Origin of the sequence: Rivularia sp. PCC 7116 (assembly GCF_000316665.1) — a bacterium.
GTDB lineage: Bacteria > Cyanobacteriota > Cyanobacteriia > Cyanobacteriales > Nostocaceae > Rivularia.
In genome coordinates this window covers 3064284-3088952 of record NC_019678.1, presented here as the reverse complement: position 1 = coordinate 3088952, position 24669 = coordinate 3064284, and the positions used below count along the sequence as shown (strand labels likewise).

Annotated in this window: 15 protein-coding genes; 11 read left to right on the top strand and 4 right to left on the bottom strand. The window is 36.9% G+C overall.

The window, feature by feature from the left end:
* Positions 1 to 137 precede the first annotated feature (137 nt).
* Complete coding sequence (locus RIV7116_RS12065; protein WP_015118576.1) at positions 138 to 5213, top strand: chemotaxis protein CheB; 5076 nt, start codon at positions 138 to 140, stop codon at positions 5211 to 5213.
* Between the two features lie 29 nt (positions 5214 to 5242).
* On the opposite strand, the gene RIV7116_RS12060 is transcribed toward RIV7116_RS12065, so the two are convergent.
* The gene (locus RIV7116_RS12060; RefSeq protein WP_015118575.1) at positions 5243 to 5461 is read right to left on the bottom strand and encodes a hypothetical protein; all 219 of its coding nucleotides are present in this window, start codon (positions 5459 to 5461) and stop codon (positions 5243 to 5245) included.
* Between the two features lie 267 nt (positions 5462 to 5728).
* Here RIV7116_RS12060 and RIV7116_RS36940 point away from each other — a divergent pair, with 267 nt between their 5' ends.
* From RIV7116_RS36940 to hisB, 4 genes are all read left to right on the top strand, one after another.
* On the top strand, positions 5729 to 6175 hold the full coding sequence (locus RIV7116_RS36940) for a GAF domain-containing protein (protein ID WP_044290898.1): 447 nt from the start codon (positions 5729 to 5731) through the stop codon (positions 6173 to 6175).
* Positions 6138 to 6362, top strand: coding sequence for a response regulator (locus RIV7116_RS12050; RefSeq protein WP_052330808.1), 225 nt, complete (start codon positions 6138 to 6140; stop codon positions 6360 to 6362). Before RIV7116_RS36940 ends, RIV7116_RS12050 begins: the two co-directional genes overlap by 38 nt.
* Positions 6363 to 6515: 153 nt before the next feature.
* On the top strand, positions 6516 to 8330 hold the full coding sequence (locus tag RIV7116_RS12045) for a response regulator (protein WP_015118574.1): 1815 nt from the start codon (positions 6516 to 6518) through the stop codon (positions 8328 to 8330).
* Positions 8331 to 8486: 156 nt separating this feature from the next.
* Positions 8487 to 9143, top strand: coding sequence for an imidazoleglycerol-phosphate dehydratase HisB (gene hisB, locus RIV7116_RS12040; protein WP_015118573.1), 657 nt, complete (start codon positions 8487 to 8489; stop codon positions 9141 to 9143).
* Positions 9144 to 9327: 184 nt separating this feature from the next.
* On the opposite strand, the gene RIV7116_RS12035 is transcribed toward hisB, so the two are convergent.
* Complete coding sequence (locus RIV7116_RS12035; protein WP_015118572.1) at positions 9328 to 12894, bottom strand: AAA-like domain-containing protein; 3567 nt, start codon at positions 12892 to 12894, stop codon at positions 9328 to 9330.
* 247 nt (positions 12895 to 13141) lie between these two features.
* Between RIV7116_RS12035 and RIV7116_RS12030 the strand changes: the two genes are divergently transcribed.
* Positions 13142 to 13471, top strand: coding sequence for a hypothetical protein (locus RIV7116_RS12030; RefSeq protein WP_015118571.1), 330 nt, complete (start codon positions 13142 to 13144; stop codon positions 13469 to 13471).
* Between the two features lie 197 nt (positions 13472 to 13668).
* The gene (locus RIV7116_RS12025; protein WP_015118570.1) at positions 13669 to 15522 is read left to right on the top strand and encodes a serine hydrolase; all 1854 of its coding nucleotides are present in this window, start codon (positions 13669 to 13671) and stop codon (positions 15520 to 15522) included.
* Positions 15523 to 15936: 414 nt separating this feature from the next.
* Here the strand turns inward: RIV7116_RS12025 and RIV7116_RS12020 are convergent, their stop codons facing one another.
* Entirely contained in the window at positions 15937 to 17337 is a 1401-nt protein-coding gene (locus RIV7116_RS12020; protein ID WP_015118569.1) for an AAA-like domain-containing protein, read from the bottom strand.
* Positions 17338 to 17610: 273 nt separating this feature from the next.
* Between RIV7116_RS12020 and RIV7116_RS12015 the strand changes: the two genes are divergently transcribed.
* The 4 genes from RIV7116_RS12015 (at position 17611) to RIV7116_RS12000 (ending at position 23735) form a co-directional block, all read left to right on the top strand.
* On the top strand, positions 17611 to 18579 hold the full coding sequence (locus RIV7116_RS12015; protein WP_015118568.1) for an ABC transporter ATP-binding protein: 969 nt from the start codon (positions 17611 to 17613) through the stop codon (positions 18577 to 18579).
* A 494-nt stretch (positions 18580 to 19073) separates the two neighbouring features.
* Positions 19074 to 20501, top strand: coding sequence for an SLBB domain-containing protein (locus RIV7116_RS12010; RefSeq protein ID WP_015118567.1), 1428 nt, complete (start codon positions 19074 to 19076; stop codon positions 20499 to 20501).
* 260 nt (positions 20502 to 20761) lie between these two features.
* A complete protein-coding gene (locus RIV7116_RS12005; protein WP_015118566.1) occupies positions 20762 to 22429 on the top strand; it encodes an alpha/beta hydrolase in 1668 nt (555 codons plus the stop codon).
* Positions 22430 to 22880: 451 nt separating this feature from the next.
* The gene (locus RIV7116_RS12000; protein ID WP_015118565.1) at positions 22881 to 23735 is read left to right on the top strand and encodes an SPFH domain-containing protein; all 855 of its coding nucleotides are present in this window, start codon (positions 22881 to 22883) and stop codon (positions 23733 to 23735) included.
* A 125-nt stretch (positions 23736 to 23860) separates the two neighbouring features.
* Here the strand turns inward: RIV7116_RS12000 and folP are convergent, their stop codons facing one another.
* On the bottom strand, positions 23861 to 24655 hold the full coding sequence (gene folP / locus RIV7116_RS11995) for a dihydropteroate synthase (RefSeq protein ID WP_232435789.1): 795 nt from the start codon (positions 24653 to 24655) through the stop codon (positions 23861 to 23863).
* Positions 24656 to 24669 lie beyond the last annotated feature (14 nt).

Below are 24669 nucleotides of genomic sequence, written 5' to 3'. Positions count from 1 at the left end.
AAGCCCGCCGTTGAGGTGGGCTAATACGCTATGAATTCTAAATACTAAGATAAGTCAACAGATAGTGAGATGAAACCAAAGGGGTAATACTATATAGCGATAGCCGCTACTTCCCTGGATTATTTAATCATTTATTTATGTCAGAAAACGAATCTGGTGTAAACTCATCTATCTCCGAACAAGAGCAAATTTTTTTTGTGGTTGGTATTGGTGCATCCGCAGGGGGACTCCGCGCTCTAGAAGAATTCTTCGAGCATATGCCAACTGATAGCGGGGCTGCTTTTGTGGTGATTCAACACCTTTCACCAGATTTCAAAAGCTTGATGAAGGAGTTGCTAGAGCGGCGTACCCGAATGGAAATATATCGGGTAACGGAAGCAATGAAACTGCAACCGAATTCGGTGTATTTGATTCCTCCCGGTAAAAACTTAGTTTTAGAAAATCGAAAGTTACATTTATTAGAGCAGGAAGAGCGCAGCCGTCACGGGCTAAATTTTCCCATAGATATCTTTTTAGAATCTTTGGCTAAAAACTATGTGGAAAGAGCGATTGGTGTAATTTTATCGGGGACTGGAAGCGATGGAACTAACGGTTTAAGGGCAATTAATGAAGCTGGGGGGTTTGCGATGGTGCAAGAACCTACTACGGCTGAATTTGATGGGATGCCTAGAACTGCCATTGCTACGGGGGTAGTGGATAGAATTTTATCACCACAGGAATTAGCTGAGGTTATTAGTCAGTTGGTACAATCGCCGAATTTACCTTCTGAAGGTAGTAACAATAATCAATTAGAGCTATTCAAGCCCCATCATTTAGAACGTATTGCCAGTATTTTGGCACAATACGAGCAAACCGATTTTTCCCATTACAAAACCACAACTCTATCCCGACGCATCCACCGTCGCTACTTAATTAGTGGCTGCAATAATCTGGATGAGTTTATTCGTCTGTTACAAATATCTTCCCAAGAAAGAGCAATTTTACGTCAGGATTTGCTGATTAGCGTCACTCAGTTTTTTCGCGATCCAGCTGCTTGGGATGTGTTGGAAATGTCGGTAATTCCTCAATTAGTTGATAAAGCTAATCCTCATGAAGAGTTACGCTGTTGGGTAACTGCTTGTGCGACTGGAGAGGAAGCTTATTCTTTAGCAATATTATTCGATGAAGCGGTAACAAAATCCGATAAACCAATTAGATTTAAAATATTTGCTACCGATATTGATAAAGCAGCATTAGAAAAAGCAACTCAAGGTATTTATCCCCTAACGATTAATAAAAATATTAATCCCGAACGATTAGAACGCTATTTTCTACGGAAAGATAATTGCTTACAGGTGGTTCGCAAACTCAGAGAAAAACTATTATTTGCACCCCACGACTTGACTAAAGATGCTGGTTTTACCCGCATGGATTTAATTAGCTGTCGTAATGTGCTGATTTATTTGCAATCGGATTTGCAACAACAAGTATTACGCAACTTACATTTTTCTTTGGCATCCAAAGGATTTCTATTCTTAGGAGAAGCAGAAAATTTAGGTTATATCGAACCAGAATTTCAACATATCGATACAAAAAATAAAATTTATCAAAAACGGCGAGATGTCAGACTGAATATTCCTGTAAAGACTATCGAAAAAACTGCCCATCAAATATTTCCTTTCACACCATCAAGAAGCCAATCAGAAAGTCATCTCGAACCAATGCTGGATAAAGCGTTTAGTGCTTTTCTAGCTAAATACAAGGCTACCTGCTTTTTAGCAGATAGAGAATATAAACTATTTCATAGCTTTAATGATGACATTAATATTTTAAAAGTACCTTTTGGCAGAACGACAACTGATATTACTAAAATGATTGTTGCCGATTTGCAGCTACCTTTAATTACTGCACTTCATCGCGCTAAGCAAGACCATTCTTCAGTTTCTTACACCGGTATAAAAGTAGAATTAGAAAATCGGGAATCTACTCTCAAGCTGGAAGTTACCTATCACGAAAGCAATAAATTAGCTTCGGATTTCTTTGCAATTGTAATTCAGGAAGATGAAGTCCCCCATCAGCCTGCGGGGGAAAAATTTGAAGCTGATGCTGAAGCTTCCCAAAGAATTATGGAACTGGAGTACGAGCTACAGCAAACTCGCGAGAATCTGCAAGCAGTCATTGAAGAATTAGAAACTACTAATGAAGAACAACAGGCTACAAATGAAGAATTGACAGCTTCTAATGAGGAGTTACAAAGCACCAACGAAGAACTACATTCGGTAAATGAAGAATTATATACGGTTAATGCTGAATATCAATCAAAAATCGGTGAGTTAACCGAATTAAATAACGATATTGATAATTTGCTGCGGAGTACGGATATTGGAGTCGTATTTTTAGACCGAGATTTAAAAATTCGTAAATTTACCCCCGCAGCTACTGTCGCAATTAACTTAGTTGAAGCAGATATAAATCGTCCTTTAAAACATATTACCCATAACCTCAACTGTATTAATTTAATTGAATTACTCAAAGCAGTAATTGAAAGTCAAAGAGGTTTAGATAAAGAAGTCAAATTAGTAGAAGAAGACTTCCATTTATTAATGAGAATTAATCCTTATCGGCTCGAAGATGGGAAATTAGATGGGGTAGTAATTTCTTTTATTGATATTGACGAAGTTAAAACAATTCAGCAACAAATTTATTTAGTAAATCAAGAACTTAAAGCTTCTCAATTGCAATTGCGTCAACTTAATCAAGAATTAGAAGAAAGAGTAGAAGAGCGCACCCAAGCTTTACAAAAATCGGAAGCGAGATTGAGAGCAATTTTATCCACCACTGCTTCAATAATTTTTTTGAAAGATATAGAAGGACGTTATCTGCTGGTTAACAGACAATATTTAGATTCATTCAATTTAACAGAAAAAGATATTTTAGAAAAAACCGATAGCGATATTTTTCCCGAACAGATTGCTGATGTACTCCTCGAAAACGATAGACAAGTATTAGCTAAAAAGTCAGTTTTAAGATTTGAAGAACAAGCTCATACTGTTGACGGTAAACTACGCACCTATATTTCTACTAAAGCACCTCTAATTAATAGTCATGGCGAAGTTTATGCCATTTGCGGGATTTCTACTGATATCAGCGAACAAAAAGAAACTGAAGCGGAATTAAGAGAAGGTGCAGCAAGGGAAAGAACTATTCTCAATATTGTCAAAAAAATTCGCGAAACTCTAAATTTAGAAGAAATATTTCAAGTTACAACAAAAAAAATACGAGAAACTTTAAAGTGCGATCGCGTTGTTGTTTATCAGTTTAACTCGGATTGGAGTGGGGAGTTTGTTGCTGAATCATTAGTAGAAGGTTTGACTCCCTTTATAGGTAATCAATTACAAAATACTTGGAATGATACCTATCTGCAAGAAACCTCTGGGGGTAGGTATAAGAACCATCATAATTTGGCTATTAGCGATATTGATGAAGCTGATTTTAGCGATTGTCACCGCGAAATTTATCAACAGTTACAAGTAAAATCTTTTTGTATTGTTCCTGTTTTTCAAAGCGATAAACTTTGGGGATTGCTCGCTGCATATCAAAACGAAAATTCCCGTGAGTGGAAAGAAGGTGAGATTCGCTTATTAACTCAAACAGGTATTCAGTTAGGTATTTCCATTGCACAGATTGATTTATTTACCCAAATTCAAAACCAATCATTACAATTACAACAAGCCAAAGAAACTGCTGAAGCTGCAAATAGAGCTAAAAGTGCTTTTATTGCTCATACTAGCCACGAATTGCGAACTCCTTTAAATGCAATTTTGGGATTTGCTCAAATTCTTCAAAATGAAACAGGTTTGAGTGCAAAACAGCAGCGAGAAATTGAGGTTATTCAACGTTCGGGGCAACATTTACTTACCTTAATTAATGATATTCTCTATGTTGCCAAAATTGAAGCCGGAAAACTTAATTTAGAATTAACAGATTTTATTTTGTCCTCGTTTTTAGATAATCTAGAAGCGATGATTCGGATTCGTTGCCAGCAAAAAGGAATTGAATTCGAGCATCTGATTCTTTCCGATTTACCTTTAATAGTACGGGGAGATGAAACTCGTTTGCGTCAACTCCTGCTCAATCTTTTGAGTAATGCGGTAAAATTTACCCCTTCAGGAAAAGTTACTTTTAGCATCGGCTATGTTCGAGATTTTATTCAAACGAAGGAAGAAGGCTGGAATTGCAATAAAGAACAAGATAATATCGAGCCAGATAACGCCGATAAAATTCGTTTTCACGTCGCAGATACAGGAATAGGTATTCCCCAAGATAAGCTAGAAGAAATCTTTTTACCCTTCCAACAATTGGATTCTCATCAATCTTCCCAAGAAGGTACGGGACTAGGTTTGAGTATCAGCGAAAGTATTGTCGAGCAAATGGGTAGCAAAATTTATGTTACTAGCACTTTTGGCAAAGGAAGTGAATTTTGGTTCGACATAGATTTTTCATCACCAGAATCTTCTATAGATTTCTTACCAGTTGAAAATAATAACCCGAAGATTACCGGCTATCAAGGAGCAAAGCGTAAGATTTTAATTGTAGATGATTTAGATAACAACCGAGAGATTTTAGCCAATTTTCTAACACCTCTGGGTTTTGAAATTATTGAAGCGAGTTCGGGAACACAAGCAATAGCTAAAACTGAAAAATATCAGCCAGATTTAATTATTTTGGATTTGATAATGCCTAAAATAGATGGTTTGGAAGTAACCCGAATTTTGAGACAAGAATTAGGTTGGCAAGATTTACCGATTATTATTGTTTCTGCTAGTACCTTGCCTACCGATGAATCCGAATGTTATCAAGCAGGAGCAAATTATTTTCTAGCAAAACCTTTAAATTTTCAACAATTATTAAAACTTTTACAACAACATCTCAAACTTAAATGGACAACTCAAGATAGTTTTACCCAGTTATCTAAAACTTCTAAAACTTCTAAAACTTCCCAAATTAAAAGCGATTCGGAATCGATAGTTATTCCCACAGCAGCAGAATTAAACCAACTGTTGGAATTGATAATGGAAGGGGATATCCGAGAGGCGTTATCTCAAATAGAAGGATGGCAACAAAATCGACCCAAATTGATGTCTTTTATCCAACAAACACGACATTTAGCCGAAACTTGTCAGTTAAGAAAACTCAAAGAATTGCTTAAACAATATCTTAAACAGAGTGAATAATTTTACTTAAATCTTGATTCAAATTCTGATTAAAGTTGTGTATCAACCAAGTCTCTAATTAATGGCGTTCTTGAGCCAATATATTTAGAGAGATTTTGACTGTCTTCTGGACTCAGAAAAGATGCTCTTTCTATCTCATTAATCAATTTTTGGATTAATTCAATATCTGAAAGCTTCAAAAGACTGCTGGGATTTAATGTCTCTACAAAAGCCCATACCATACGGATGATTTTTATGTCTAAATCCATTTTTGCAACCTAGAGTAATAGAAATATAATAATCGAGAATCTTAAGATATTATTAAGATAATAAGTTTATTTAAACTCTTGTGCGTTGATTGTTAGCAATATCTAGCTACAGATACAAAGCTTCATCTATCTTAGGATAGAATTTTGATTGCAGCACCGCCTTGGAATAAATGGCAACCGCGACAACACAAACTATGTTCTAGCTGCCGAGCATCCTTGATAATATTGAATTAAACAAGTAATCAAAGAAGCGTTAATAGCTGCATTTTGAATCAAATCGAACTACTCAATCGAATTACTCGCAAAATCAGACAATCCCTGGAATTGCGAGAAATATTAGATGCAGCAGTAACAGAAGTTCGAGCTTTTCTCAAAATTGATCGAGTAAAGATTTATAAATTTTACCGTCAGGAACGAAAGCAGCGCTTGCTAGTAGAAATGCAAAACCACGAACTTGAAAATGCTCGTAAAGAAGCAGAAAGAGCCAGCAGTCTAAAGTCTACGTTTTTATCCTCATCCAGTCATGAATTACGAACTCCCCTTGCTTCAATTCTTAACTATTTGAAACTACTCAAAGAAGGCTTTTACGAAAACGAACAAGAATTATTAGAGTATATCGAAACTGCTCATCTTTCGGCAGAAAATCTGCACCGAATTGTCGATAGTATTCTTGATATTGCCATCTTGGCAGGGAGAACAAATAAGTGGTGCTGACTTATCTCGTTTATTAAAAGATAATAAAGAAACATCTAGCGTTCCCATAATTATTTTGACAGCTTATGCAATGGCAAGTGAGCGCGAATCGCTTCTGGCTGATTCTAAAGCAAACGAGTTCTTTGCGAAACCAATCAACGATTATGCTGCTTTAATCAAGACGATAGAGCAACTAGCAAATCATTAAATATGATAATTAAGCATTATTTTAGATTTATGTCTGCCTTTAAGGGTTTATAGCAATATCCCTATAGAGCAAAAGTATTATAATATTATTGAATATTAAGAAATACAAACATTTAACAAGAAGATAATCAATTCTGATTTTGCTCTAAAACTTATGCGTCATCATCAACAGCTGTTGTCCAAATCAACTAAAACTTTAGCCAAGTTAATAGCAAGTTCATTGGGAGAAAGTTCTGAAGAGCAAAACTTTCATGGCGAACAAGAAAAGTTTTACCGGAAGGGTGATAATTTTGTAGCTAAGTTTCAAGACAACCGAGCAACAGTAGAAGTAAATCCGCAAGAGAAAAATTCAGAAGTAATTTTAATCGTAGATGATACCCCAGAGAACTTACTGGTATTGTTTTCTTTTTTAGAAGAAAAAGGGTTTAAAGTCTTGTTAGCTGAAGATGGGGAGAGCGCGTTACAAATCGCTCAATCTAAAGCTCCAGATTTAATTTTGTTAGATGTATTGATGCCAGAAATCGACGGTTTTGAAACCTGTCGGAGGTTGAAAGAGAAACCATACACAAAAGAAATTCCTGTGATTTTTTTGACTGCACTTTCAGAAACTGTCAATAAAGTGCAGGGATTCAAGTTGGGAGGGGTAGATTATATTACCAAACCCAGCGAGCAGGAAGAAGTTTTAGTACGCATTCAAACTCATCTAAATTTGCAAAGAATGCGCTCTACCTTAGCCAAGCAAAATCAAGAGCTAAAACAAAGGTTAGATTTTCAAGCTTTGCAACGACGTATAACCGATAAGTTGCGTGACAGTCTTAATGAAAGCCAAATATTACAAACCGCTACCCAGGAGTTAGCTGAAGTTCTAGAACTCGGTAGCTGTCAAATCGAGCTTTACGATTCACAACAGGTAACAGCAACCATTGCTTACGAACACAGCATTACTCTACCCCAATCGCAAGGTACAAGTAGAAATATAAAAGATTTTTCCGAACTTTACCAACAACTATTAGAAAAAATTCCCGTTCAATTAGTAGAAAAAATTCCTCAATTTAGTCCTCAGCAGATTCAAGTCACTCGTTTAGCTTGTCCAATTTTCGACGAGCGCGGCATTATTGGTAATGTTTGGGCACTCAAACCACCCACAGAAGTATTTACGGATTTAGAAATCGAGTTGATGCAGCAGGTAGCTTCTCAATGCGCGATCGCAATTCGTCAAGCTCGACTATATGAAGCTTCTAATCATCAAGTCGCAGAATTAGCCAGACTAAATCAGCTTAAAGATGATTTTCTCAAAACTATTACTCACGAATTAAAAGCTCCTCTAAGCAGCATTCATTTAGCTGCTGAAACAATGGACGCTTTGTTAGCTACCGACACAAATCCCCATAAGTCTTCCACCTTCAAGCGAGTTATCAAAATTTTTCACGATTCATATAAGCGACAAAAACAACTAATTGACGATTTACTGACTCTTTGTTACGTAGATGCAACATCTAACAACGTAAAGCTACAATCAATCAATCTTCATCTGTGGATTCCCGATCTGGTACAGTTATATTTAGCACGAACTAAAGACCAACAGCAGCAATTAATTCTAGATTTAGCAGAAGAAGAATTACAAATTTCTACAGATCCAATAATGTTAGAAAGGATTATTAAAGAACTGCTGCACAATGCTTATAAATACACTCCATCAGGTGAAAAAATTACAATTCAAACTGAAGCAGACACATCAAATATTTCTCTGCGTGTGATTAATACGGGTGTAGAAATTCCTGTAGAACAACAAGAATTAATTTTCAATCAGTTTTATCGCATCCCAAATAGCGATCCTTGGAAATATGGAGGTACGGGTTTGGGGTTAGCACTGGTTAAGAAACTTGCAGAAATGCTAGAAGCAACTGTTGATGTCGAAAGTAGAAATGGCATGGTTATTTTTTGTATTAGATTTCCGATTAGGGAGTAGTGAAAAAAATACCACTGCTTTGTTGACTTGGTTGACTACTTGGTACTACTCAATCCGAAATCCTTGCATAAACTCATCCGTTGTTAAAATCTAAAATCCAAAATTCCCCAAGCATTGGGATAATATAATCAAAGTCTTTTTATAAGTACGGCTATCATGCGCTCAATCGAACATCCCGAAGTCTCTTCAAATCAAAACAGTGCAAATTACAACAGTGGTTTTAGTCCTCGCATTGCTACCGTTAGCCGTACTACCGGGGAAACGGACGTGCAAGTTACTCTAAATTTAGATGGTACTGGTAACTGCAATGCTCAAACCGGGATTCCGTTTTTAGACCACATGCTGCATCAAATTTCTTCCCACGGATTAATTGACTTAGATGTCCGAGCTACGGGTGATATAGAAATTGACGACCATCACACCAATGAAGATGTAGGAATTACATTGGGACAAGCTTTAGCTAAAGCACTTGGTAATCGTAAAGGAATTGTCCGCTTCGGTCACTTTATTGCTCCTCTTGATGAAGCTTTGGTGCAAATAGCTTTGGATTTTTCAGGAAGACCTCATTTAACTTACGGTTTAGAAATTCCCACACAAAGAGTAGGAACTTACGACACTCAATTAGTAAGGGAATTTTTTGTAGCGGTTGCTAATAACAGTCAAATGACATTACATATTCGTCAGCTTGACGGAATCAATTCCCATCACATTATTGAAGCGACATTTAAAGCGTTTGCTAGAGCAATGCGAATGGCTACAGAAATTGACCCCAGACGTGCGAGTACCATTCCTAGTTCTAAGGGGGTTTTGTGAAGGTTAAAGGTCAAAGGTTAAAGGTTTTAAGGAAACTTTACTTTACCGTTGCACAAGTAACTGGTTCCCAGTCAGAGACTGGGAACCCATTGCTTAAGGCTCTGCCTTCATTCTTGCGCGAGGCAGAGCCTCGAAAACTGCATTCCCAGGTAGAACCTGGGAACAAGAAATTACCAATTACCAATTACCAATTTCTTTTACATATCTTCCGCAATTCCTTTTCTTCTTGATTGGTTGCTAAATAATCTCGCAACCAATCGCAACCCATTTTCATTAAGTCTTTTTGTTCTAAATCTAATTTCCACACTTTAACGGTGTTATCGTAACTAGCAGAAATAAGACTTTTACTATCGCGACTAAAACTAAGACTAATAATTGTATTGCGATGTCCTTCTAAAGTATTGAGTAAAGTACCATCGGGAATACTCCAAATTTTAATAATATTATCGCTGCTAGCGGATGCTAAAGTTTTACCGTCGGGACTAAATTTTACTCTTCTAACATCGCTATCGTGAGCTTCAATGTTTGCAATTAAACTACCATTTTGACGATTCCATAGTTTAACATTGCTGTCATTTCCACCTGACGCTAATAATTTCCCATCTGGGCTGAAGTCAACACTCATCACTCCACCACTATGACCTTTTAAAGGAAATAAAGCATTACCTGTATTTACATCCCATAACTGAGCTTTTTGAGTTCTACAACCCGATACTAATTGTTTGCTATCAGAACTAAAGTTTATACTGCCAATGATACAGGGATTTTCGGAGTCGTCTTTGATGATTTTATATAAGCTACCGTTAGCTAAATTCCATATTTTGATTTTTTTACCGGAACCACCACCAGCAGCTAAAAGTTGATTATTGGGGCTAAATCTAACGCTACCAAATGAATGCTTGGGGTCTTTCAAATCAAATTTAATAGAACCATTTTCGGTGTTCCATACTTTAACTGTTCTATCGCTGCTAGCTGTTGCTAAATATTTGCCATCGGAACTAAATCTAACGCTGCCAATACCTCTTTTATGACCTTTGAGACTTTTAATTAAAGCTTCTTTTTTCAAATCCCAAAGTTTAATAGTCCTATCGTTACCTGCTGTTGCAAAAGTATTACCATTAGGACTCATGCTAACGCTTCTTAAAAGTTCTTGCGATACATTAAAAGTTTTCGGATATTGCTTTTCTAAAGACCACAATCTAATGATTTTATCCCAACCTCCGGAAGCAATTGTTTTTCCGTCGGGACTAATATTTACGCTCCAAACTCTACCATGATGTCCTTTTAAAGTTTGGGGTTTTGTATTAGTGTTTTTTACATCTTGTAAATTCCACAATTTGATTGTGCTATCGGAACTAGCACTAACCAATTGTTTACCATCATGTGTAAATTGGACAGTCCATACGGGGTTGCGATGACTGCGTAGGGTTTGTATTTCTTCTCCAGTTTTAATATCCCATAACTTTATCGTACCGTCCTCACCAGCAGAAGCAAGAATGAGATTCTCGGGATGAAAATCAACGCTTCTGACAGTACCTCTATGACCTGTTAAACTTTTTAATAAACTACCGTTTTCAACTTTCCATAATTTAACGGTTTTATCATTACTAGTGGAAGCTATAATTTTTCCATCATGATTAAATTTAATTGCAGTAACCCACCTGCTACGACCTTTTTTGGTTCTGTGAGCGGGGATAGACTTAATTAAAGTTCCATCCTCAGGGTTCCATAACTTTATCCAACCACGAGAATCGGAAGAAGCTAAAATTTTGCCATCCGGACTAAAATCAACGCTTCTAACCGGAGTTTTCTTGTGACCGAAAATAGTTTTTTTTAAAGTTCCATCAGCCACATTCCATAACTTGACAGTACTATCGAAACTGCTAGAAGCAAGAGTTTTACCATCTGGGCTGAAACGCAAACTCCAAAGTCGTTCTCGATGTCCCTTTAAAGTTCTTAATAGTTTTCCGTTTGATACTTGCCATAATTTGATGGTTTTATCAAAACTAGCAGAAGCAATGATTTTACCATCGGGATTAAAACTAACTGCTAAAATTGCACTATTATGACCTTGAAAACTCCGCAATTCTCGAACGTTATAAACCGCTTTTTCTAAAGCCGAAATAACTTGCGATCGCACTTTTTGGGGAACGGGATAATTTGCTTCTAAGACACGTAAATTTTCTCCCGCTTTCAAAGCTTCTAATAGTGCTTTAAAGGGGCTAGATTCATAAGTTATTTTGGCTTTAGAAGCGAGTAAGTCTAATCTTGCAACTGATAAATCTTCTGTTGCTTTTCTAATCTGTAACCAAACTACAATTGCGCTTGTTACGGAGATGAGTAAAATTACTCCACCAACGGCGACAATTTTTTTGGCTTTCTGCTGTGCTTTACTTAAAGTATCGTTAGCTTGAGCTAATATTTGACTTTCTTCTTGTTTAATTTGTAAATCTAATTTTATTGTTTGTTTTTCTAAATCTTGGCTAGCAGATAAAAAACGGTAATCTAAGGAACTCAAATTTTGATTATTAGCCCAGCAGAGAGCATCTTGTAATGCTTTTCCTCGTAGAAGTCGAGATTCATCTTGGTAGTTAGAATTAACCCAATTATTAAAAATTTGAGAATAGGGACGTAATTTTTCTAATTGCTTTTCAACCCAATTTTTATTGAAAACCTGTTGATAAATCTGATTGTATACTCGTAATTTACCTTGCTCTTGAACTACCAAACCAGATAAACGTAAATCAGTTTGTTCCAGACTTCCATCTGCAATCACTTCGCCTTGCTGCAAAATCTCTTGATAAATTACTAATAATCTTCCAGCTTTTTGTTCGTTACGTAGAATTCTATCTCGAATCGTCTTTAAATGTTCTGGTTCGTCTTGTGCTTCCCAATTTTTAATAATTGAATTTTGGACTAGAACTTCAACTAATTTACTTGCGGGAATATTATTTTCATTGATGTTTTCGCCCTTAATAATCAACTGACATAACTTTTGCGATAAAAAAGGTTGTCCACCAGTCCAATTTAAGATTTCTTTGATTGCAGCTTGAGGATTATTAACTTTTCCATTTAAACCTTGAGCTAAAGGTTCAGCTTCATCAACTTTAAATCCGTATAATTCAATAGCTTTACCGATATTAAAAGGAGTTTGATTTTTATCAGCAATTAAATCGCTTGGTGTCGCAACTCCCAGAAGAGCAAAAGTCAAACGTTTATATTCTGGATTATCAACACGTTTATTGTAGAAAAAGCGAATTAAAGCAAAAAAATCATCAAGAGAAAAATCTTGACTCAATACTCTATCAATTTCATCTACAAAAATTACAATTTTCTGCGGAATTTCTACCAATAAGATTTCATCAATAAATAAATTTAACCGCTGCACTGGTGAGAGTAGATCGCGTCTTTCCTTCCACCAACTTCGCCATTTAATCTTTTTACTTAATTGAGTGCTACTAACTAAAGATTGAACAATCCCTGCGTACCATTTCTCAGCGGTGACATCTTCCTTACCAATTCCGGTTAAATCAATAAAAGCACAAACAAAACCTTGAAGAAGCAACTTTTGCATTGTTTGTACTCTTAAGCTAGATTTTCCCATCTGTCGGGAATTGAGTACATAACAAAATTCACCAGCTTTTAAAGCTTGATAAAATTCCGCATCAGCTTGACGACTGACATAGCTAGAAGCATCAGCAGATAGACTTCCACCAACCTGATATTCGTATTGAGATGGTGATTCAGTCATAGTTTTATGGCTAACACTGTCTTTCTAACTATACTATTTATACCAAGAATTATTTTACTTTCAAATCAATACCTGACTTTTCCCTATTTTTCCCCTAAATACTTTTACCGTGGGAATTTATTGATAGTTGATAACACCTGATTTTGCCCTATTGGTATTTAGATAAACTGAATTCATTATGTATACATGAAGCGCAAACCAAATCGCTTTTCATCAAATATTCAATTAAATTTCAGGTCAAATTATCATGTTAAAACAAAAAGTATCCGCATCTTTAATAGTTGTTAATGCTTTAGCTGGATTATCAATTGCAAGCGCGGCTTTTGCAGCAACTCCTCCTCAAAAACCAGGTTGTCCAGATGGTTGGGTTCCCGCTCCTAATCCTCAACTTGGCTGCATTCCAAATAAAGTGAAATCTCCAGGAATAAGACAACCAATTCAGAAGACTACACCTTCAAATCAACAAAAATTCCCTCACGAAATACCTGAAAAGTTCAAGGTAAATCATTGTGAATTGGGTGTAGTAGATCCTGTGGATTGCCCCGAGAATAATCCAATCCCCGCACCTAGAGACTAAATATTTCGGTAACTTTCAAGCTACTTCCATCCTGTTAAAAAACTACTGAGTTAAGACGAAAGCTTCAATATTATGAGCTTCTATAGACAATTTTGTAGCAGGAAGGAAGTAGTCATCGATTAGCTTTTATAAAATCGCTGCATAAATCTTCGCTCTCAAAAGTATAGATAACTGAAGGCTAAATTATCTGAATTAATATGAAATTAACTACTTTGGTAACTTCAATTACAATTGGACTTGCTTTATCGACCATTGCTTCTAACCCAGTATTTGCAGGAACTATCTCAGACCCTAATGATGTTAATTGGGCATCAATTCGCGGTTTGAGTAGCGATGCATTTGGTAAGTATTTCCAGAAGAAAAAATCCCAAGGCTATCGCGTTATAGATATTGAAGTAGATAAAATTAACGGTCAAACTCGTTATTCTGCCATATATCAAAAGAATACCGACAGACGAGGTTGGGCTAGCTTACGTAATCTTACTCACGAACAATTTTCTCAGCGATGGAAAGATTACCGCAATAAAGGTTATCGACTCATTGACCAAGAAGCCTATAAAATTGGCTCCCAGCGTCGTTATGCTGGTGTATGGGAAGAGAACAAGGAAAAGCTAGGTTGGGTATCCTACCGTAACGTAGATAGTGCCGAATTTTCTAAGCGCTTCAAAAACTACAAGAACCAAGGGTATCGCATAGTTGATGTGGAAGCATACCCTAGTGGTGGTAAAACAAAATATTCCGCGATTTGGGTCAAAAATACAGCTGGTTTAGGTTGGGCAGAATATCGAGATATGTCTAAATCAACCTATGCTTCCAAGTTTAAAGAATTTAAACAAAAGGGTTATCGAGTTTTAGATATTGAATCCTACAAGCAAGGTTCAACACAAAAATATGCTGCAATTTGGGTGAAAAATACCAATGGTAGAGGTTGGGCTGCTCGTCGGGATATGAGTGCTAATTGGTTTGGTAACTGGTGGAAAACTTACAAAGACGAAGGATATCGACTAGTCGATTTTGAAGCATACCCAACCGCTCAAGGTACCCGCTACGCTGGAGTTTGGAGACAGAATGGCAGTCGTCTGAGTTGGTCGGGGAAAACAGCCGTTGATAGTGCAATTAAGCGATACAAAAACGAAAATAAATTAGCTGGAATCAGCGTTGCAATTGCTCGAAATGGCAAAATAATTTATTCCCGTGGATTTGGTTTTGCGGATATTCAAAACAACAAAGTTTATAGTGCTGATACTGTTTCCAGACATGCATCGGTTAGCAAATTAGTAACAGCATTGTTAACCATGCGTTTGCTGGATTTAAATCAAATTTCCCTTGATAAACCCACTCGCTTCTATGTCCCTAGTTTACCCAACCATCACACCCATACAGTTGAGCAATTGATGCGTCACCGTTCGGGTATTCGACACTATCGAGGTAGCAAACGCAAAAATTGTGAAGTTCCTAATAATTCAGCTTGGAAAGATTCGAGTAATACGCAATATTCTACTGCTACCCAAGCAAGCACTTTATTCCAAGACAATCCATTAATGTTTTCACCCGATTCTAAGAGATGTTACACCACTCATGGTTATACAGTTTTAGGAGCAGCTTTAGAAGGTGCTACAAATAAATCATTTTCGGGATTGATTAAACGTGAAATCAATCAAAGACTTAATATACCAACTCTTAAACCAGAATTTCGCAATCAATCGAATCCCGAAAGAGCTAAAATCTACAGTCTTTCAAACGGTAAGAGCGTACCTGCAAACCGCGATAACCTCAGTTGGAAATATCCCGGTGGTGGATTGGAATCATCTGTAACAGATTTGACTCGTTTGGGAATGAAGGTTTTGGATGGTTCTTTTGTCTCAGAAAAATCACTGAATACTTATTCTACTAATAATAAATTGTCTCATAGTGGATCTCAAAGGGGCGCTAAGTCTTACTGGCGGATAAATCGCAGCGATAAAACCGTAATTAGTGTTCTTACCAATCAAAGTAGTGGGAAACCAGGGGAATTGACTAAAACCATTGAAGGTATTTTGCAGAATAATTAACCACAACTAGAGAATTCTCATATCCTATTTTGATTGACATACCCACCCATTTACTGGGTGGGTTTTTTATACTTATTTAAAAAAATGATATTGCTCTTAAATTAGGAACGGCAAATATTTCTGAACATTACAATTTATTGAATGTAGAAACTTAATAGTTGATTGCACTAGTTTTTTAAGTTATAGGATTACTATTTGATTATTGAAAAATATGTAGGGTGTGTTGTCGCGTAGCGCAACGCATCATAATATCTAGGTTTAGGTGCGTTAGGCTAAAGCCATAACGCACCCTACAAATACTCAATTTATTCAAAAATAAAACCGGATTCCTATAGTTTTTACATAAACCTTAAAAGACGTAACACTGTTACGTTTCGATAAATTTCGGAGACAAATAAACTAATCAAAAAAATCTTACACCAAAACTCGTTGAAAATAATCTCGATATAAATTACAGCTAGGTTTGACACAATTATCTAATTTTTCGACTAAACCCATACTGTGCAATTTATAAATCCCGATTGAATTCAATTCGACTGGTTCGGATGAATTAACAACAATTTTAAAAGCCTCAGCCAATTCTGGAGATTTTTGTAAAATCTCTAAATATCCTCGTAAATGATTGCTATAAATTCCCGCTTCCATCGAAGCTTCTTGCAATAACTTTTCTAAATTTAAATTTTTTGCAGACACCTGGTACATTGCTAATCTTAATAAAAAAGGATGACCTCCTACTAATTTTATTAATTCCTGTATCTGAATTTCATTCCAATTTAAACCGTGTATTGCAACTAGTTTTTCTACTTGCTGTTGATTAAATTCAACTAATTCTACAGGTACTCCAGCATTAAACGGCGATTGATTAATATCTAAAGGAACATAAACTTCTGTAGAATGCGCTAATACTAAACGTAATTGCTGCCAAATCTCCGATATTTTCGCTTTTTCGTGCCAACTCCGCAGCATTCCAAAAAAATCTTCAATAACTTCTGTATAAGCAAAAATTTTATCTATATTATCTAAAGCCAATACTATAGGAGAGTCTATCTCTGCCAGTAAATATTCTTCAAAATATACGGTACAGTTATCATTACTGCCTAAAATATCAGAATCCCAATAATCATTTAATTGATTTTCTAATTTTAATTGTCTGCCAACCATACAGCAAAGCCAGCGCAGGAATTTATCTAAATCTGTTAAAATTCTCCGCTCGACGCTACTTAAATCTAAATAAACGGTTTGATAATTTTGATTCTTCGCGTTAGCGATAATTCTATTTGTTAAAGAAGTCTTACCCATTAACTTTGGTGCTTTGATGCGAATTAAAGAACCGGGTTTAATGATTGTCTCGTCACAGAGATTTTCTAAATTATTTCTTTCAATATAAAAATTAGAATCCGGTGCTACAGAACTCTCTGGAAAAGGTATCTGCTTAATTTTTGATGTGACAAATAATTCTTCTCTAACTTCAGTTGTAATAAAATTATCTTGTTTCTCCCATATTCTTTTTAATGCGGCTTTAAAATTCTTCTTAGTAACTTTTTCTTCCACAGCTTTACTAAGTTTATGCCATAATTTATTACCTACATCCTTATTTAAATATTCAGCGCTGTAACCATAACTAATTGCCATTTCATCATAAGTTTTCTGCATCCAGGAAGCTTGAAGTACTTTAACTTCAATATCGCTAAGATATTTCCCCGTAGTCTTGAACAAAGCACAATCGGCAACTTCTTTTACATCGCTCCAAGAAAAATCAGAAATAGAATCAATATTCACTTTTAAATCAGAGAAACTATCAGTCATTTGAAGCATAAATTTATCCCTGGCTCATAGCAATGTTTAGATACAGCATGAAAATTGAGCATTTCTGATTTTCAGCAATGCTCTCCTACATTACTTATCTACATTCTCTATACGTTTATGGATTGTTATTTATGCGAAGCTTTATAAAAATTAAGAAATGTCAAAAATTTTAACTACTTACTACTTCCTACTCCCTGGCAAATAAACTTTTCTCAAATTAAATTGTTATTCTCAGCACACAAGTGGGTATCTTGTAATTAGTTTACCGTTCTGTGGGTTCTGATGAAGTCTGTTGAAGAAGCTGCGTTTTCTCCCAATACAACTCAAGATTCTCCAGTAGTTCTCACTTCGGAACTGCGAAAAGTTTACCGCACTGGTTTTTGGATGAACCAAAAAGTTGTGTCTCTTAAGAACTGTTCTTTGAAAGTCTACCGAGGAGAGACTTTTGGCTTGCTCGGACAAAATGGTGCTGGTAAAACTACTTTACTCAAACTACTGTTGGGCATTATCCGTCCAACTTCGGGGCGAGGTTTATTATTAGGAAAACCACTCGGCGATCGCACTGCCAAGGAAAACATCGGCTATTTACCGGAAAATACTTATCTTTACGATTTCCTGACTGGCTGGGAATTTTTGGTTTGGAGCGCCCAATTATTCCAAATCCCGAAAAAGGTACAAAAACAACGCATACCTCAATTATTAGAATTGGTTGGGTTGTCTAAATTTGATGCTCGTAAAAAACTGATGCGTCGCTATAGTAAGGGAATGCAACAGCGGGTTGCTATGGCGCAAACTTTAATTAACGATCCAGATTTGATATTTCTCGACGAACCAATGTCTGGTTTAGATCCAGTTGGGCGCTATCAAATGCGTGAAATTATTTTAAACCTGAAGGGTGAGGGTAAAACAATTTTTTTCAACAGCCACATTCTTAACGAAGTAGAATTGATTTGCGATCGCATTGCAATTCTTCATAAAGGTGAGTTAATTTGTTCTGGAAATGTTTCCCAATTGTTAGGAACTCCCAGCACATATCGAGTCAAAGGTAAAGGCGGCGATTGGGAAAGTTTGCAAAAATGGATGCCGTCACTTAAATCTTTATCCGATGGTTGTTGGCAAGGTGAGTTGGAAGGAGAAATGTACGATTTTCTCGCCAGCCTTCGTTTAATGGGGGGATATTTACTAAGTTTAAATGCTTATCGACCTTCATTAGAAGAGTTTTTTGTGCAAAAAATCAAATCAGAAGTTTGACGATTTGATAGACTTGACAATTTCATGGTAGATGGGTTTTATTTTAAATTTTCTATTAGTTTTTAACTGTGGGGTAAAATTACAGAATTGTTATCTAAACGGATTGAGAATAAACATCATATGGTTTTTATTGATGAGGCGGCTGTAACAATTCGGATTTATCTTTATTTAAATATTAAAACAGGCTCACCCTGCATGATTGAATCTTATTAAACGGATAACAGCACAACTTATATATTTGAAGAATGTGTAATTAGTACATTAATCTCAAAGCAATACAATGTACTTATTGTCACTTGTCAGTATTTGTTCTGTATAAGGAGGAATTAAACTTTATATTAACTTTACTAAAAATTCAAATTTGATAAACAATTTCCCATGATAAAGTTCCGGTTATTTTAGAAAATAAAAGTGTAATGGAACTTGAATACTTAAGTATAGTCAAGAATAAATGTTAAAGCGGCGGTTTACAAATTTGATTCTAGAACGTGAATATGCTTAAAACAGGTCTATTAAAATTCTTTGCCCAGCCATTATTGGGTGTAATGTTACTAACTGCCGTTACCGTTGCTTTGGAACCAGTTAATCCAGTTGTTGCACAACAAAGAATTCGGTCAAGTTATGCATTGGGTGGAGGCGACCGCATCAAGGTAAATGTATTTGAAGTGCCCGAATATTCCGGTGAGTACGTAATTCCTCCCGGTGGAGCAGTTAACTTACCTTTAATTGGTAGCGTCTCCGTTGGTGGGCTAACAACCGAACAAGCTGCTGAGGCCATTGCACAAAGATATGCTCGCTTTCTCAGACGACCGATTATTTCCGTAAATTTATTATCGCCTCGTCCTATCAACGTGTTTGTAGCTGGGGAAGTAACACGTCCCGGTGCTTATACTTTGAGCTTACAAGGTGGTGCGGGTCAAGATCCAGGTATTCAATATCCAACTGTTTTAGCTGCTTTAACCACCGCTCAAGGCGTAACCCTTAGCGCTGATATAACGGAAATACAGTTACGTCGCCAGCTCGCCAACGGAAGACAGCAAACAGTCACCCTCAATTTAGACGATCTGATAAAAACAGGTAGACGTTCTCAAGATATTACTTTACGTGATGGTGACACCATTTTTGTGCCAACCAGTCAGAACTTTAACATTGCAACAGCACGAAATATAGCAGCAGCAAACTTTGCAGCCGACCCCACTAGACCCCGTACCGTGGCAGTGGTTGGTGAAGTTCAGCGTCCTGGATCTTATTTGGTTACTTCCGGAGAGGCACAAGCCGGTGGAACTCAAGATACTGGTGTTCCAAACATCAGCGGTCAACCCACCGTAACCAGGGCGCTGCAATTAGCCGGAGGAATTACACCACAAGCTAATGTTCGTAACGTTATCATTAGACGACCAACAAGAACTGGTCAAGAGCAAATTATTAATATTAATTTGTGGAGATTGTTAACAAGCGGCGATGTTGACCAAGACGTGATTGTTCAAGATGGAGATACAATCGTATTCCCAACCGCAACTGAGGTGAATCCAGCAGAAGCCACGCAGTTAGCTTCAACAACTTTGTCTCCTTCCCAAATTCAGGTCAACGTAGTAGGAGAAGTTAAAAATCCGGGAGCAATAAATATTAGACCTAACAGTTCCCTTAACCAAGCCTTGTTAGCAGCAGGTGGATTTAACGATGCTAGGGCTAGCGATGGTAAAGTTGACTTAATTCGTTTGAATCCTGACGGTTCAGTTACCAAACGTTTGGTAAAAGTTGACCTGAAGGCAGGAATTAACGAGCAAACTAATCCCATTCTTCGTAGTAATGATGTAGTGTTAGTCAGCCGTTCTGGTTTAGCCAAAACTGGCGATACTATCAACACTATTGGTGGCCCTATAGGTACCATTCTTAATTTCTTAAGATTCTTCGGTTTATAAACTTCAACTAGAAATCAAAAAATCTAGAGACGTTGCATTGCAGCGTCTCTTTTGTTACTTATTTCAGCTAGTTGATGCATCTGTAAGGGAACAAAATGCCTTTAGAATTGTCAATTGATTGAAACGACTACATTCAATCTTTTTAATTTCAAAATACATCTGCTACCAATCATTTTGAGTGCTTTCATTTAACTGCTTCTGCTAAAAAGGAAGTTTTTTAAGCAAATTTAACTAAAAACAAGCAGTATAAATACCAATAAATGAGTAATATATTATTCAAAGCCAAACAAAGATTCTTCTCAAGAATATTCGGTGCGAAAGGTTTATTGTGTGGCTTAACCTTTGCTTGCTGCATGAATTTAGGTATACCTTCGGCTTCTGCGGCTCAAACTATAACTATTCGCTTTGGTCCTTACGAGCAGTTAGTAAAAATATCCGATTTAGAAGAATTTGCTAATACTGGAAAATTACCACTATCGCTACAAGGTTTATCGCCAGTATTACCAAGGGGAATGCGAGGATTATTGCAAAAACGCTTAGAAATAGATCCTCAAGCAGCCGATAACTTTACGGACGAATTACAAAAAACTTCCTTCGGCAGACAATTTATCAGTTCATTGAGAACAGCTTTACCCGGTTCGAGCATTGAAAGCGTTCAAGGTGCTATTAGTTTGGCATTAAGGCAAGTTAACGGTTTGAGTGTCGTCGGTTTTTTACAGGCATATCCTCAAGACAACGTTACTATTGATGCCACAAAAGCTATTAGTCTAGCAGTAAGATTTAACCCCAACCGCTTGCAAAGTAAAGCCTTTGGTTCTTTGCTGGCGCGAGAATTATATGTAGGCAATCAAACATATTCTTCTCAAAACTTGAGAAATTTTAATCCAGCAATTACTGGAAATCTGGCAGTAGAAAAACAAACAATTACGTTGCGAGATAGAAAGCGTAATCGTACTATTCCCCTAGATATTTACTCAACTAGAGTAAAACAATCCCAACAGCCATTGGTGGTTGTTTCCCACGGTTTTGGTGCTAATCGGAGAAACTTGAGTTATTTGGCGCGTCATTTAGCTTCCTACGGTATCACCGTCGCAGCTATAGAACATCCGGGAAGCAACATGAGCGCTATCAATCAAGCCGCAAATGCAGCGGATTTAAAAAATTTAATCAGTCCCGAAGAATTTATCAATCGACCGAAAGATATTAGCTTTTTGCTAGATGAATTAACAAAATTTAACAATCAACCGGGAAGGCTGCAAGGCAAATTAAATACCGAAAAAGTAAGCGTTATCGGACATTCTTTGGGGGGTTACACGGCTTTAGCTGTAGTCGGAGGAGAAGTAAATATCGAGCAATTGCGGGGATTTTGCAATAAGTCTTTGAATATATCTTCTGCACCGGGTGACTGGTTAAAATGCGCTGCTGCTTCTTTGCCACAAAGAAAATTGCAACTCCAAGATTCGCGAGTAAAGAGCGCGATCGCGCTTAATCCAATGGTAGGTAAACTTTTTGGTGAACAGGGTTTAAGTCAAATAAATCAGTCAGTTTTAATATTAAGCGGAACCGATGACTCGCTGACACCAGCCCTCACCCATCAAATACAGCCTTTTGATAAATTAGGTGGCAAGAAGTATTTATTAACAGCAATTGGCGGGACGCATTTAAGTATAAGTGACGATAGGTTGCCTGTGAATTCAGTCACACAAGTAATTAAAGAGCGACGAGGAATAGAAGCTAGAGCTTTACGGGAATTAGTTCAAGGCGTGAGTGTCGCCTTTGTCAAACAGCTTGCCCCCGATGCAAAAAATTATCAACCATTTCTAACCTCAGCTTACGCTCAATCTTTTTCTACACCGCAAATTAAATTGCGCTTAAATTCTGAATTACCTGCAAGTGTTAAACCTTGGTTAAAATTAACTAATAGATAATTGGGCATTGGGCATTGGGCATTGGGCATAGGTAATTGCTAATTAAGATAATTATTTATTCTCCTCTCTCTCCTTGTCTTCCCTTCCCCCTATCCATAACTGGTAATAGGTAATGGGTAATTGGTAATTGGTAATTGGTAATTGGTAATAATTATTTATTCTCCTTGTCTCCTTGTCCCACCTTTCCCCTATAGGTTACTGCTCGCTGTTGCTTGCTGCAAAAATGATGCAATAATCAAGCGTGTTATAAGAATAAGATATTTACAACGAAATTTTATAATACCTGTATGATATGGGCTGGTACGGGTAATATCTTGTCTGAGGTCTCTCGATCGTGATAATAAAATTACACGTTACTTTTAATTAGACTAAAGACAAGAAGTAGTAATATCACCTGTATAACTACTACTTCCTTAAAGTAAATTTCCCTATTGCTTTACAAGGAGCATAAATGGAGTCAATTGTTGTTGGTATAGTTGTAGCGCTTATAGGTTATGGGTTTGGGTCCGCAAAGATTGTTAACCAAGGTAATGAAGCTTTAGTAGAGCGCTTGGGGCAATATCATCGTAAATTGCGTCCCGGACTCAATTTTATTGTTCCCCTTATCGACCAAATTGTCATGGAAGATACTACACGGGAACAGATACTCGATATTAAACCGCAAAACGTAATTACCAAAGATAATATCTATCTAGAAATTGATGGAGTTGTTTATTGGCGCATCAAAGATATGGAGAAAAGCTTTTACCAAATCGATGATTTAGCGCAAGGTTTGAATCAAATAACTACAACTTCTCTTCGAGAAATTATCGCTCAAAATACTCTGGAGGAAACCAACGTCTCAAGAGTCGAAATGGATAAAGAACTGTTGGATCGATTAAACGAAACAACCGCCGATTGGGGAGTTGAAATTCAAAGAGTAGATATTCAATCAATTACACCACCTGAAAGCGTGCGGTTGTCAATGGAAGATCAACGCGCTGCTGAAATTAAAAGCCGTGCTGCAATTTTGGAAGCAGAAGGAGAACGTCAAGCTGCAATTAAGAAAGCAGAAGGTACCAGTACCAGTATGCAAATTCTTTCCGAAGCTTTGCGTAGTACTCCTGAAAATAAGGAAATTCTCCGATATCTAGTAGCTCAAGATTATATCAACGCCAGCTATAGATTAGGTGAAAGCCCCAATTCCAAAGTTATTTTTGTAGATCCCGGTTCCGGTCAAAATGAGATTATCGAACAAATAAGCGCTGAAACAGTAGCAGAAGATACTGCAAGAAGACCTAAAAATGGCAATGGTTCTGAATCTTAAGCAGCGTTGTATTAATCAACAAAACAATTTAGTTATAGGTCACAATTGAAACTCAATAAATCTATCTGGGAAATTGGTAAATCAAGTTTGACCTTTACCGATTTTCCCAATGTTGAGTTTTACTTTTAGTTGATTTCTCGCTGCCTATGAATAGCATCAGCGACCATTGAAACCTCGCGCATTTGTTCCACATCGTGAACTCTTAATATATCAGCGCCGTTCAAAATAGCAGCACAACAAGCCGCAGCAGTTCCCCAAACTCGCGCTTTAGGGTCTGGTTGTTTCAAAATACGACCGATGAAGCTTTTACGAGATGCACCGACTAAAATCGGGCAATCAAGCTGTTTTAATTCTGCTAAGCGGCGAAAAATTTCTAAATTTTGTTCTAAATTTTTAGCGAAGCCAATACCGGGGTCGATAATAATATTTTCTCTTTTAATACCCGCAGTTGTCGCTGCGGTTATTTGTTGGGATAAAAAACTATATATCTCTTTGATTACGTCTTGATAATCGGTCATTTGCTGCATTGTCTGAGGAGTTCCTCGGATATGCATTAACACTAAGGGTACATTTAAACTCGCAATAGTCGAAAACATCGAAGAATCAAAAGTGCCTCCAGAAATATCATTAACTATATCCGCGCCGCTATTAATAGCTTTCTTCGCAACAATTGAAGAAGTAGTATCTACGGAAATCGGAATGTTAATTTTTGGACGAATAATTTCTATAACCGAAAGCACTCGCTCAAGTTCTTCCTCCACAGATATCTGTTGGGCACCCGGACGAGTTGACTGTCCACCCACATCGATAATATCCGCACCAGCAGCCGCTAAAGCTTGGGCTTGATTTAAGGCAGCGGCGGGTTCATTAAACTCCCCACCATCGCTAAAACTATCAGGCGTAACATTTAAAACGCCCATTAGATAAGTTCGCG